Genomic DNA, 12,829 nt, shown 5'->3' on the forward strand with positions numbered 1-12,829 from the left:
TAAATGGTTTCTATACTAATTCCTGTATTTAATTCGAAATTTTTTTTGTATGAGTCAATTCAAAGTATTTTGAATCAATCTTTTACTGATTTGGAAGTTATTGTAGTAGATGATGCCTCTTCAGATAATTCTCCGAGTATTGTTCATAACCTGAAAGATTCTAGAATCAAGTTTATCCAACTTACTAAAAACCTTGGTATTGGTGGCGCACTGAATGTCGGTCTTAATCATGCCAAAGGAAAATACATTGTCCGAATGGATGCTGATGATATTGCTTATCCAAATCGCATTGACCAGCAAGTTCAGTTTATGGAAAAAAACCCTTCAATTGGGGTTAGCGGCACTCTTGCAGAATATTTTGATGGAACCCCTTTCAACAGGGTTGTAAAAAATGAATATCTCAGACCATCTTTGCTATTGGATTGTCCTTTTGTACACCCCACAGTAATAATTCAAAAGGAAATTTTAGACAAAAGTGGGCTCCAGTTTTCTGGGTATCTGGAAGATTATCAGCTATGGATTGAGTTGAGTAAAATTACAGAGTTTGGACTTCTACCTGAAATTTTGTTAAAGTACAGGAGAAGTGAAAGTCAATTTACAGCTCAGAATTTTGATAAACGAAGTAATGAAGCAAACAGACTCCGAATAAGCATGGCAGAATATTGGCTTGGTAGATCAATTACTACCACTGAAAAAAATATCGTTAGTTTGAATATATCCGAGGAAAATCAACCCGAATTAAAAATGGTGCAAACTTTCTGTAAAGAGTTATTAGAAAAAGCTTCTTGGTCGGATAGTACACAGACTCTAGAAGTAATAAAGAAGCTGTTTTTTAGAAACTTTTATAGGACTCCCATGAGGTTAAGAAGTAATTTTCAAATACTTAATATTGATTTCCTTTCGCTAAGGGAAAAGTTGAATCTTCTAAAGAAATCCAATTTTTCTGAAATTAGCTGATGCCAATAATTTCAATTATTATTCCTTGTTACAATTCAGATACATATCTGGAAGAGACATTGGACTGCTTACTAGCTCAAAGTTTTCAAGATTGGGAATGTGTAATTGTAAATAATGGGTCTACAGATAGGACACTTCAAATAGCTGAAGCTTATTCATTAAAGGATCAACGCTTTAGTTTTCTCTCAAAAGAACACGGAGGGATCTCCAGTGGAAGGAATCTGGGAATATTATCTGCAAAAGGAGATTATATTCAACTTTTGGATTCTGATGACTTGATCACACCCAATAAATTGAAAAATGAGGTTGAATTCCTATCAATGTATCCAGAAGTAGACATTGTGTATTCAGGAGCAAGATATTTTTATTCAAAGGATACAAAGAGAGACCTTCATATCTATAGCGATACAGGTTGGACTGGAGCCATTGAAATTGACCGTTCTGATAAATTAGTATTAGAGGCGATTCTTCAAAGGAATCCATTTGTCACATCAGCACCATTATATCGGTCTTCAGTTTTTGGAGATGTCGGAATTTATGATGAATCCCTTCAATATATTGAGGATTGGGATTTTCAGATTAGATGTGCTAAAGCGGGCAAGGTTTTTCACTATTTAGGATACAAGTTCGATTCAAGTACACTCATTCGTCTGCATGACCGAAATATTTCTAAAAACCGAAAGGCGGTCCAAGAAGCAAAAACTAAGTTGATAAAAAAATATCCTGATCTATTTCCTCAAAGAAAGAAGGATGGGCCAAAGGAAATTCTTAAACAATTTATTCCACCAGTATTTTTCAAACTTATCAAGAAGCTAGAGTGAATCAAAAGCTAAAACCTATCGCCTTTTATCTACCCCAGTTTCATCCCATTCCCGAAAATGATGTTTGGTGGGGAAAGGGATTTACTGAATGGACAAATGTCAAAAAAGCAAAACCACTCTATAAGAATCATTATCAGCCTCATGTTCCTACAGAATTAGGATATTATGATTTGAGAGATGAATCAGTGCGGATCAAGCAAGCAAAACTAGCGCAAGAGCATGGAATTTATGGATTTTGTTATTGGCATTATTGGTTTGGAGGAGGTAAGCGTTTATTAGAACAACCTGCGCGTGATTTTTTGGTATCAAGTAGACCTGATTTCCCTATATGTTTTGCTTGGGCAAATCAAACATGGTCAGGAATTTGGCACGGTGCCCCAAATAAGGTTTTAATCCGCCAAGAATATTTAGGGAAAATTGATGATGAGGCTCACTTTAATGAGGTATTACCATATTTTAAAGATTCAAGATATATTCTAGTTGAAGGCAAGCCATTATTTCTTATTTATCGACCCTTTGATCATCCCTATTTAGATTCTTTTATTGAGCATTGGGATTATTTAGCTAAAAGGGCAGGATTACCAGGAATTTACTTTTTAGGAATTTCTTATCAAAAGCAGAATCCATTTAAATATTTGAACGGGTTCGTTTTTCATGATCAATTTCTCCAGAAAGGAAGGTTTAACTTATTAGAAAAAGTCATAAAAAAGCTAACGAAGAAATATCCAAATGAAATTTTAAGTCTTTGGACCAAAGGCTGTGTTGTTACTTCTTTTCATGAATTAGTAAAACGTTCGCATAATGAAAAAATGGAACGGGGTAATTTTCCAACACTCCATGTTGGATGGGATAATACTCCCCGCTCAGGCAAAAGAGGCATAGTTCATCATGATTTTAATCTTGATCTCTTAAGGGTACAACTGGAAAAATTGATTAGTTGCATCAATTTCGAACAAGAGCCGATTTTCTTTATAAAAAGTTGGAATGAATGGGCAGAGGGCAATTACTTAGAGCCGGATGAGCGATTTCAAAGAGGTAAATTGGAAAAAATTAAATCAGTCCTTGAGTCGATGACGAATAAAAATTGAAATGAAAAAAACGATATTAATTACGGGTGGAACAGGATTTCTGGGTAGAAATCTTGCCTTAGCCTTAAAGGAAGATTTCAGGGTTATTTTGACAGGGAGAAACAATAAGCAAAATATGTATGCCAAGTCGGTTACAGGCTGCGAGGTGGCTCCAATGGATATTGTAAATATTGAATCAATTCGAGATACATTCTCACAGTATCAGCCTCATATTGTCATTCATGCTGCTGCCACCAAGTTTGTTGATTTGGCTGAAAAATTCCCTATGGAGTGTACAGATGTGAATGTTTTAGGTTCTCAAAATGTAGCAAGGGTGGCTTCAGAAAGAAAAGTAGAAATGGTTGTTGGGATTTCTACTGACAAAGCTGCCCCTCCAATTCGGAACCTTTACGGTATGACAAAAAGCATCATGGAACGAGTTTTCTGTGCTATGAATAGTAATTCTGAAACCAAGTTTTGCGCAGTAAGGTATGGTAATGTAGCTTGGTCAACAGGTTCAGTTTTACCCATTTGGGCAGAAATGCATCAAAAAACTGGCATTATCGGTACTACAGGTCCAGAAATGAGAAGATTCTTTTTCACAGTCAACGAAGCAGTAGATTTAGTCGTTAATGCGATTAAGCATATTGATTTAGTACAAGGAAAGGTTCTTTCTCGCCATATGAAAGCAGCGCAGATTGAAGATATTTTAAAAGTATGGATTGAAGAAAAAGGAGGTAAGTGGGAAAAAATTGAAGGTAGACCAGGGGAACGCAATGATGAATTTTTAATTGGAGACTTAGAGCTTGACTATACCAGAGAATTTGAAATTAATGGGATCAAGCATTACCTAATTTCATTCAATGAAAAAGTAAAGCAACCTGTTAGTTTCGGATTATCCTCCGCAAATACGGAAAAACTCACTAGAGAGGAGATTGTGGAATTGATACTTAATTCTCCCAATGAGTAATAACAAAAGTAAAATCCGTCATGGATTAATTATGGCCGCGGGTCGGGGTACTCGTATGGCACCTTTAACAGATTTGATTCCTAAGCCTATGGCTCCTTTATGGGGATCAACTTTAATTGCCAATGGAATTAGCAAAATTAAACCGTTCCTAGAAAATCTACATATTACGGTTGGATACAAAGGTGCTGATCTTGCAAAGCACGTAATTGAATTGGGAGTATCTTCTGTAATCAATACAGAAGGGAGAGGGAATGCTTGGTGGATTTTTAATTCATTATTGAGAACCCTTAATGAGCCTGTTATTGTAATGACGGCAGATAATGTGACAAATTTTAAAATCGAATTGCTTTTTGAGGAATATAACCGTTTAGGGGCACCGCCTTGTATGGTTGTCCCTGTTTTGCCTGTTAAAGGTTTGGAAGGTGATTTTATTCATCAGGTTGAAAATTTAGTGGTTAAACTGGATAGGAATGATCCAGCTTACACCTATTGTTCTGGAATTCAAATATTGAATCCTAACGCTATAAATAAATTAATGGAGAAAAAGGAAGATTTTTCTGATGTTTGGACAGAGTTGATTTCTAGTAAAAATCTTTATTCGTCTAGTGTTTTTCCTGACAAGTGGTTTACAGTAGATACAATTCAGAGCCTTAGCGATGCTGATAAATTGAAGGATTGATGTCTATTTCAATTATTATTCCAACATATAATAGGCCAAATCAACTTTTAGCTCTGGTCGAAAAGCTTATCAAAATAAAAGAAGAAGAGGAAGTAATTATAGTTGATGATAGTCCAAATAGTCAAGAGAAACAATTTCAAGAACTATTTCCAAATCAAGTAGTCTACATATGTAGAGGCAAAAAGTTGGGAGTAAGTTCTGCCAGAAATGTTGGGGCTTCAATTTCTAAAAATCCTTTTCTAATTTTTTTGGATGATGATGATGAGTTTACAGATAATTGGCTTTCTGACTTTCGAAAAGCAATTGACAAAAAGACAGATCTGGTTTTTTGCAATATGATCCGTATTGAACCCAATGGTAAAAGATATGAGGTTAAAATCTCTGACAGCTCAAATGGTGCAATGGGAAACAGAATTGTTATTCCTGGAGCTTGGCTAATTAGAAGATCTCTTTTTGAGAAAGTTGGAGGATTTGATGAATTTATTCTATTTGCTGAGAATACCGAGTTGTTTTTCAGAGTTTTTGAGGAAAAACCATACGTTTCATACATAGAATATTTCAATTTTATTTATCATCCTTGTCCAATAGGAGGTTCCAAAAATCTTCAAAATATGATTGATTCTTTAAGTCTTATTTTGGACAAGCATAGCAATACATTGACCCCACATGTGAAACATTTGTATCATCAAATCATTGGGGTAAATTGGATGCGGTTTCGGAATTTCCCCCAAGCGAGACATCACCTATTTAATTCTGTAAGATATAAGCCAACAAAAATGGCTACTTGGGGTCGTTTTGGGTTGGCTTGTTTTCCATTTTTAGCAAAGCGATTATATTCGGAAACAGTCAAGTATGATTAAGCTAGGTGCTTTTGTTATCACTTACAATCGCCCAGATATCCTGTTAGCCACCCTAAAGGCCATATTTTCCCAGACCTATCCTCCTGATTTTTTATGGGTAATCGATAATTCGGACAATTTGGAAACAGATAATGCTATAGCAGGCCTTTTGGATTCCCGTATTCGCTACCATCGTATAGGGTATAATGCAGGTCCCGCCGGGGCGGCTGCAAAAGGCTTGGAACTTTGTTTGGAAAAAGGTGCAGAATGGATCTATTGGGGTGATGACAACGATCCCCCTTTTCGTTCGGATTGTTTCGAAAGATTGCTGGCTATACGTAACGCCAATCCTTTTTGTGGGGTATTGGGGACTGTGGGCCATTTTTTTGACCGAAAGAAAGGAGTGATCAAGCGAATTCAAACCCGGCTTTTGGAAAAGAAAGAATGGGTGGAAGTGGATTCCATCGCTGGTGGCATGTGTATGCTGGTATCTGCAGAAGTGGTCAAAGCTGGAGTGTTTCCGGATAAGGATTTGTTTTTTGGTTTTGAGGAATTAGACTTTTGTTTAAAAGTTTCTAGAAAAGGCTTTGCCTTGGTAGTGGATTCTGGATTGTTTTTAGAAGCAAGGAAAGAAACGGGACGATTGGACTTTGATCGGCCTGCCTATCAGCAGAAAAAGAATCTGGCAAGAGAATATTACAGCCTACGAAACCTTCTCTATATCTCCGATTCCTTGACCCTAAAGACCATGAAAAAACGATTAATCGGAAAATGGTTTGCCAAGGCTTTTTATGGCTATCGCTACGGTTTAGGCTATGGTTGGAAAAATATGCGTATGATCTCTTTGGCTTTTTGGCATTATATAAATGGGGTAAAAGGAAAAACAATAAACCTTGTCTAAACCTACTATCCTTTACCTTCTAGATACCCTTCAAACCGGAGGGGCTGAGAAAAGCCTTTTAGAAATCACCTCTCGATTTAGGGAATTTCGACCGGTGTTTGTCACACTTTTTAATGGAAAACATGATCTTTGGGATGAATATGTAGCAGCAGGAATTAAAGTCATTCGGTTGGGTTTGCCCGTTTCTAATCGGTTTGCAGAGATGGCAAAGAGAGTAGACCAGGTGGTTCAAGAAGAAGGTGCTGTAATCGTCCACTCCAGTATCTTTCGCTCGGATATGGTTGCCCGTAGATTGAAAAGTAAGGTCAAAATCGTCAATAGTCTAGTAAACAATAGTTATCGAAAGCGGCGCTATGACGGACTGAAACTCAAAGGAAAATTGGCTCTTTTTGGCGTTCAAATTTTGGATCGTTTGACTCTTGGTAAGGTTGATTTGATGATAGCCAATTCTCAAGTTCTCGTCGATTCCCACCGCAAAACCATTGGCCTTGACCCAAATAAAACAGTTGTGATACATCGAGGTCGTCCTATTCCAAATCTTGAAAGTCGATTGGAAACAAGGGCGGAAGACGCCAGTAGGAACCTTGTAAATCGTAAATCAAAAATCGTAAATCGAACTTGGTTATGCGTTGGCCGCCTAATTGAACGCAAAGGCCATAAAGATTTACTACCTGCTTTTGCAGAACTCCTAAAGACCAGACCAAATGATCGATTGATTTTAGCAGGGGATGGGGATTATCGGAAAGAGTTGGAAAAGATCATCGAACGAATAGAAATAGGAAGCTCAGTTGAACTATTGGGAACAGTGAAGAATGTGTCAGACTTATTAAGGAAAGCCGATTTTTTTGTTTTTCCCACCTATTTTGAAGGCCTACCTGGGGCTTTGATTGAAGGAATGATGGCAAAAGTCCCGATTATTTGCTCAGATATTCCGGAAAATAAGGAATGCGTTGATGATACCATGGTCCTTTTTCACAGAGTAGGTGATCAGGCTGATCTATTTGCTCAAATGCAAAATGCGCTGAGTTTGGGGGATTGGCACACTCGCACTCAGCGAGCATATGATTTTGCTGCCGAGCATTTTGAAATTGGAAAAATTGCCGCTCAATATGAACAAACCTACAATTCACTTTTAGCAAACCGAGTTCAGAAGTGAAAATCCTCCAGATACTTCAAAAACCACAACGTAGGGGAGCAGAACTGTTTGCAGCTCAGCTTTCCCAGGAATTGACAATTCTAGGACATCAAGTCATTTTGGTATTCCTCTATCCCGGTAAAGATACACTTCCATTCAAGGGAGTCAGAGTACACCTATTTGGATCCAAGAATCTGGATATAATTTCCTGGTATAGATTGGCCCGGCTGATTAAGGAAATCAAACCTGATATCGTACAAGCAAATGCTGGAGATACCTTGAAATTTGCGGGTCTTTCCCGCTTTTTTTTTGGATGGAAATCGCCTCTGATTTTTCGAAATGCAAATCAGATATCCGGATTTATGGATTCGACTCCAAAACGGATATTCTATACCTTTCTCCTTTCTCAGATTCAGTCTGTAGCCTCAGTTTCCCTGCTTTGCATGCAGGATTTTCAAAAGGTTTTCCAGTGGACCAAACCCATTGCTCATTTGCCCATCGGTACTGAAATCGGTTTTAGCTCATCTCAAATGCCATCTGATTTGGAAAAATTTCTCGATGGAAATCCATTTCTACTCCATATAGGAAGTTTTGTTCCTGAAAAAAATCACGAAGGGCTATTTCGGATTTTTAAAAAAATACATCAAAGCTTTCCTACGGTAAGCTTGGTACTCTGTGGAGATGGTCCACTTCGTTCCAAATTGGAAAAGGAAGCACCTGCTGGAATCATTTTTCTGGGCTCAAGACTGGATGTGAATTCCATTCTTCCACATGCTAAAGCATTGCTTTTACCCAGCCTTATCGAAGGTCTTCCCGGTGTGATCTTGGAAGCAATGGCTGCTAAAGTACCAGTAGTATCCTATGATACCGGAGGTATTTCTGAGGTAATCATTCCTAAGCAAACTGGATTTCTTATTCCCAAAAATGACGAGAACAGCTTTGCAAAGCTTGTGATGGAAACAATTTTATCTCCTGAAGCGGATCTTTCCGAACTAGTTGAAAATGCCTACGCTTTGGTGAAAGAGAATTATTCAATTAAAGCAATAGCCAGTCAATTCGAGAAGTTTTATTTAAATCAAGCTAATGGAGGCAAGAATACTCATTCTTGATACTTCGCCTATCCGGAGGGGGGCACAGATTTTTGCTGAAGAATTGGCTGAAAGCCTTATCTTAAAAGGTTGCCAAGTAAAGAGGCTGTATTTATTCCTTCCGAAGGAAAGTGTAACTGTTTCTTTACAAACTACAGATAGCGTCCTCCCATTTTCTGAAAGGAGTTTGTTAGAGAAATTCCCAACATTTCAGTCTGGAATTATAGTTGAATTAAAGAAGGAAATAGATTCCTTTAAACCTCAGATTATTCTCTGTAATGGCTCCAAAACTTTGAAATATGGAGCATGGCTGAGAATTTTCGGAATGGCTAATAAAGCAAAGTTGATTGCCCGTTTTATCGATGATGCTTTATTCTGGAACAAAGGGGGAATCAAAAAATGGGCATATTTTAATTGGATTGAGCGATTTGATGGCCTGATTGCAGTGAGCAAAAAATCACTGGATTCCGTGATCTCCCACTACAAATTTCAAAAGCCGGCCACGTTTATTCACCGGGTTTTTGATCCAAAAAAGTTTGCAAATGCCCCAAGCAGGGAAGAAGCTAGGAAGCTTCTGGGGATTGCGGAACAGGATGAAGTCCTACTTTTTTTAGGAAACCTCACCTCCCAAAAACGCCCAAACCGCTTTATCGAAATCGTATCCCAGCTTTCTCAATCCCGCCCCAATTTGAAAGCCCTAATTGTTGGAGATGGACCGATGAAAAAAGACTTAGAGTATCAAGTATCAAGTTTGAAGAGGCGTGAAAATGAGAGTGGAGCTCATGGCTTTGAAAAATCTAATGTCTTGTATCTAATGTCTTGTATCTTTTTCGCTGGTTACCAACAAGACGTCTCTCCCTACCTCGCTTCTGCCGATCTGCTAATCCTTACCTCAGATACAGAAGGATTACCAGGGGTAGTATTGGAGGCTGCACACTTTGGAGTTCCTACTGTGGCCACGGAAGTAGGGGGGATTAGAGAATGTCTGATAGATGGGCAAACAGGATTTTTAATTCCAGATCGTTCAGTTGTTCAGTTTTGTGAAAAAATTAACTTTTTGCTGGATCATCCAGATCAGCGCAAAACCATGGGCGCTAAAGCCAAAGCTTTTGTAGCCGACAAGTTCCAAATGGACAAAGTAGCAAACCAGTATCTAGATTTTTTTCGACTGATTCTTTCCCAGCCCTAAGTTCGCGTCGATTGGCGCAATTCCCCCGCTGGCGTCAGTCTTCAGACCTGTCTGAGGCAGGCTGGTGCCTACGATAATGCAGTCTTTAGACTGCTTTTTTTTTAAGGAGCCTGTCCTGTCGTATGTCGGGAGGATTGTATGATTTTAAATCCGACAAATTCTTAATACCTCCTCGGCCTAGCCTTCCATTTGTCCTTTTTCTCCTGAAGCCCTACATTATATTCTCGAACATTCGTCTCCGTACCTCGGCATTTACCTTTTCGTCCTCACCATACTTCTGCGCCGAGGTTGTAAAACCTTGGTCATTTTTACCCGGGGCTTAAGCCCCGGACTACCAAGATTTGACCCCTACAGGGTCATTCCTCATTCCTCATTTACCATTCGATATTCCTAATTCATCATTCAACATTCGACATTCAACATTCCTCATTCTCAATTCCCCATTCCTAATTCATTATTCATCATTCAACATTCGACATTCGACATTCCTCATTCAACCCTTAACGCTGAACCGCTGAACCCTGAACAATTACCCCTTAACAGTTAACCCTTAACCCTTCCATTCCTTATATTTAACCCAACAAACCCTTGACGCCTTGCTCGGAGCAGCCCTTTTAGTCCTTTTTCTCTTTTTTGCTTCCCAACCTATCCTTGGTAATCTCCAAAAAGAACACCCATGGATTAAGGCAGGCCTGCTCAATCAGATGTATTGGTACCATATGTTTTTTGGTTTGGTCTATTGGACTTATGCTCAGTTAAACCGCTCCGATTCAGTAAGTTATTATTTAAGTTATAGACATTACAGAAACTGGTTTGATGCATTTGAGCCAGGCACACTATTTATTGAATGGATTAATTATCCCTTTGTTAAATGGCTCGGCTTCAATTATGACATGATGATGTTCCTCAGTACCTGGATAGGGTTCTGGGGCTTTGTGTATTTCTACCTTTTTATGAAGGAAAATCTGCGTTTCAACCCGAAATTTGAGGGTTGGGATGCGATTACCATTTTTATGTTTTTGCCAAACATGCACTTTTGGACAGCCTCTTTGGGTAAAGGAGCCTATATTTTTGCAGGTTTGGCTTTCCTTACCTATGGACTTTCTTGGCCTCAAAAGAGGATTTACCATATCGCTTTGGGAAGCTTTATCTGTTACATGATACGTCCCCATATTCTCTTTGCGGTATTGATTGGTATGGGAGTAGGCTTTGTATTGGGTAAAGAAAAAGTACCGCTTTACCAGAAGTATGCAGTGGTGGTATTTGCCATTGGGATGAGTATTTACGTATACGAGGATTTATTGGTGTTTTTAGGATATGACCCCAATAACGTTCTGCAAAGTTTTGAGGAGGAATCCAATCTTAATGCCCAAAGATTGCAATCCGCAGGATCTGCAGTAGACATGACATCTTATAGTCTTCCGATGAAGTTGTTTACGTTTTGGTTTCGACCCTTATTTATTGATTCTCCCAATGCCATTGGCTTGGTGGTATCCATGGAGAATGCATTATACATCTACATGTTTAGCAAGATCCTGAATAAGGACTTTATCAAATACATCAAAGAAGCTCCGGCCATGGTCAAGATGTCAGGTGTAGTCTTTATTTCGATCTCCATCTCCATGACCTTTGTGATGTCGAATCTGGGAATTATCATCCGTCAGAAGTCCCAGATCATGTATTTTATGTTGTTTGTGATTGTGGCCTTTATGGATTGGCAGAAAACTAATCGCATCAAAAAACGCGGCGAGATCTATAACCGCATCGTCGAAGAAGAACGCCGCCGCCTCGCTGAAGTGGAATCCCCTGCCTAAGCTTTGAGTCTGCCGGTACTGACCCGAGGATTTTAAAAGGATCTAAATAATTCTTAATATAACACCACAAGCAAAATAGTAGAAGGTCCTTCCTTTTTGAACCTATCAAAGAATAAAGAAGATGAGCAAAATAATTTTTGACAGTGGGATATCTCTTGACGGGTTTTTCGCAGGAGAGAATAGAGGTCCTAAAAATCCTATGGGAGGGGTTTCAGGAAAGATCCATGCTTGGATGTTTAATCAAAAAGCTTTTTGGGCACATCTTCAGATTGAGGGAGGAAAAGAAGACAGTGCTGACGGAAAATACATTAGGGAAACGATTGCAAGAACAGGGGCTTACATAATGGGTAAACGAATGTTTGAAGAAGGGGAGGCGAGCTGGCCAAATGACCTGTTCAAAGCAGATGTTTATGTATTAACCCACGAAACACGGGATCCCTGGATTCAGGATGGAACCACAACATTTTACTTTATAAACGATGGTATCGAAAGTGCATTAAATAAGGCAAGACTATCAGCAAAAGGTAAGGACATTAGAATCCAAGGTGGTGCAAATACCATCCAACAATTCTTAAATGCCGGACTTATCGACGAGTTTTTTATCCATATAGCACCAGTTTTTTTAGGAAAGGGAATTCGACTTTTTGACGGTATGGATGCAGCTAAATACGACTTTCAAATTGCAGAAGTGATTCATTCCGAACTGACTACCCATTTGAGATACAACTTAGTTAAGAAATAGCGACTTGCTGACGCCAACCGGCCATTCCCTTCAGGCAGGCTTGCCTACCGGAGGTAGGTTTATCTACCGGAGGTAGGCTGCTATTCAATTGGAATTCCATTTCCCTGATCATTCCGCCGTAACTCCCCCTTGATTCTTTCTGCTTTGCAGAATTCCCAAGCTTGATAAAGGGGGTAGGGGGATTTGACCCGCCGCAGCGGAAAGGGAGGATTTTTTTCTCCGACTATTTTTAAATTCATCCTCGGCACCGAACTTTTCGTCCTTACTCTGTTTCTGCGCCGAGGTTGGAAAATCGCGATCATTTTTTACCCGGGGACGGCTGATGAGCTTGCCTGCACTGAGCCTGTCGAAGTGTCGAACTATAAAGCCCCGGGCTATGGTTTCAGCCATGCCTGTCTGCCTCCAAGGCATGCCTACGGCATTTCAGCTTTCTGACTTCCCTGCCTCCTAACCTCCCAACTTCCAAACCTCCAAACTTTCTACTCCAGCTATACAAGATTCACAATCTCCTACTTCTTTCCTGGGATTTATAATCCCAAAACCCTCCAACTTCCTTTAAAAAAAAAACTTCAATTTCACCTTGATTTTTTTTCTAATACCTTAAAATACCCAGTACTAGACTAGCCC

The 12,829-nt window shown here is 39.1% G+C and carries 13 protein-coding genes; 12 read left to right on the forward strand and 1 reads right to left on the reverse strand.

The window, feature by feature from the left end; all coding sequences use genetic code 11:
- Positions 1 to 3: 3 nt before the first annotated feature.
- The 12 genes from DK188_RS17775 to DK188_RS17830 all read left to right on the forward strand — a co-directional run bounded on the left by DK188_RS17775 (position 4) and on the right by DK188_RS17830 (position 12,202).
- A complete protein-coding gene (locus DK188_RS17775) occupies positions 4 to 957 on the forward strand; it encodes a glycosyltransferase family 2 protein (RefSeq protein WP_111672192.1) in 954 nt (317 codons plus the stop codon).
- Positions 957 to 1,778, forward strand: coding sequence for a glycosyltransferase (locus DK188_RS17780; RefSeq protein WP_111672193.1), 822 nt, complete (start codon positions 957 to 959; stop codon positions 1,776 to 1,778). Before DK188_RS17775 ends, DK188_RS17780 begins: the two co-directional genes overlap by 1 nt.
- Positions 1,775 to 2,866 (forward strand): glycosyltransferase WbsX family protein, encoded by a 1,092-nt coding sequence (locus DK188_RS17785; RefSeq protein WP_111672194.1) that lies wholly within the window; start codon positions 1,775 to 1,777, stop codon positions 2,864 to 2,866. Before DK188_RS17780 ends, DK188_RS17785 begins: the two co-directional genes overlap by 4 nt.
- Position 2,867: 1 nt before the next feature.
- Positions 2,868 to 3,815: a polysaccharide biosynthesis protein gene (locus tag DK188_RS17790; RefSeq protein ID WP_111672195.1), complete on the forward strand. Its 948-nt coding sequence runs from the start codon at positions 2,868 to 2,870 to the stop codon at positions 3,813 to 3,815.
- The gene (locus tag DK188_RS17795) at positions 3,808 to 4,494 is read left to right on the forward strand and encodes a nucleotidyltransferase family protein (RefSeq protein WP_111672196.1); all 687 of its coding nucleotides are present in this window, start codon (positions 3,808 to 3,810) and stop codon (positions 4,492 to 4,494) included. Before DK188_RS17790 ends, DK188_RS17795 begins: the two co-directional genes overlap by 8 nt.
- Positions 4,494 to 5,354 (forward strand): glycosyltransferase family 2 protein, encoded by an 861-nt coding sequence (locus DK188_RS17800; protein ID WP_111672197.1) that lies wholly within the window; start codon positions 4,494 to 4,496, stop codon positions 5,352 to 5,354. The genes DK188_RS17795 and DK188_RS17800 overlap by 1 nt, the downstream gene beginning before the upstream one ends.
- A complete protein-coding gene (locus DK188_RS17805; RefSeq protein ID WP_111672198.1) occupies positions 5,347 to 6,234 on the forward strand; it encodes a glycosyltransferase in 888 nt (295 codons plus the stop codon). Before DK188_RS17800 ends, DK188_RS17805 begins: the two co-directional genes overlap by 8 nt.
- A complete protein-coding gene (locus tag DK188_RS17810) occupies positions 6,227 to 7,390 on the forward strand; it encodes a glycosyltransferase family 4 protein (protein WP_111672199.1) in 1,164 nt (387 codons plus the stop codon). The genes DK188_RS17805 and DK188_RS17810 overlap by 8 nt, the downstream gene beginning before the upstream one ends.
- Positions 7,387 to 8,478 (forward strand): glycosyltransferase family 4 protein, encoded by a 1,092-nt coding sequence (locus DK188_RS17815; protein ID WP_111672200.1) that lies wholly within the window; start codon positions 7,387 to 7,389, stop codon positions 8,476 to 8,478. The genes DK188_RS17810 and DK188_RS17815 overlap by 4 nt, the downstream gene beginning before the upstream one ends.
- The gene (locus tag DK188_RS17820) at positions 8,453 to 9,646 is read left to right on the forward strand and encodes a glycosyltransferase family 4 protein (RefSeq protein WP_111672201.1); all 1,194 of its coding nucleotides are present in this window, start codon (positions 8,453 to 8,455) and stop codon (positions 9,644 to 9,646) included. Before DK188_RS17815 ends, DK188_RS17820 begins: the two co-directional genes overlap by 26 nt.
- Before the next feature lie 596 nt (positions 9,647 to 10,242).
- Entirely contained in the window at positions 10,243 to 11,460 is a 1,218-nt protein-coding gene (locus DK188_RS17825; protein ID WP_111672202.1) for a hypothetical protein, read from the forward strand.
- Between the two features lie 121 nt (positions 11,461 to 11,581).
- A complete protein-coding gene (locus DK188_RS17830) occupies positions 11,582 to 12,202 on the forward strand; it encodes a dihydrofolate reductase family protein (RefSeq protein ID WP_111672203.1) in 621 nt (206 codons plus the stop codon).
- A 108-nt stretch (positions 12,203 to 12,310) separates the two neighbouring features.
- On the opposite strand, the gene DK188_RS17835 is transcribed toward DK188_RS17830, so the two are convergent.
- Positions 12,311 to 12,592 (reverse strand): hypothetical protein, encoded by a 282-nt coding sequence (locus tag DK188_RS17835; RefSeq protein ID WP_111672204.1) that lies wholly within the window; start codon positions 12,590 to 12,592, stop codon positions 12,311 to 12,313.
- Positions 12,593 to 12,829 lie beyond the last annotated feature (237 nt).

The organism is Algoriphagus litoralis, assembly GCF_003259255.1.
GTDB lineage: Bacteria > Bacteroidota > Bacteroidia > Cytophagales > Cyclobacteriaceae > Algoriphagus > Algoriphagus litoralis.

Coding starts and splice junctions, on each gene's coding strand:
- DK188_RS17790 (WP_111672195.1), top strand. CDS start 2,868: ATGAAAAAAACGATATTAATTACGGGTGGAACAGGATTTCTGGGTAGA.
- DK188_RS17835 (WP_111672204.1), bottom strand. CDS start 12,592: ATGGCTGAAACCATAGCCCGGGGCTTTATAGTTCGACACTTCGACAGG.
- DK188_RS17795 (WP_111672196.1), top strand. CDS start 3,808: ATGAGTAATAACAAAAGTAAAATCCGTCATGGATTAATTATGGCCGCG.
- DK188_RS17780 (WP_111672193.1), top strand. CDS start 957: ATGCCAATAATTTCAATTATTATTCCTTGTTACAATTCAGATACATAT.
- DK188_RS17775 (WP_111672192.1), top strand. CDS start 4: ATGGTTTCTATACTAATTCCTGTATTTAATTCGAAATTTTTTTTGTAT.
- DK188_RS17820 (WP_111672201.1), top strand. CDS start 8,453: ATGGAGGCAAGAATACTCATTCTTGATACTTCGCCTATCCGGAGGGGG.
- DK188_RS17800 (WP_111672197.1), top strand. CDS start 4,494: ATGTCTATTTCAATTATTATTCCAACATATAATAGGCCAAATCAACTT.
- DK188_RS17805 (WP_111672198.1), top strand. CDS start 5,347: ATGATTAAGCTAGGTGCTTTTGTTATCACTTACAATCGCCCAGATATC.
- DK188_RS17830 (WP_111672203.1), top strand. CDS start 11,582: ATGAGCAAAATAATTTTTGACAGTGGGATATCTCTTGACGGGTTTTTC.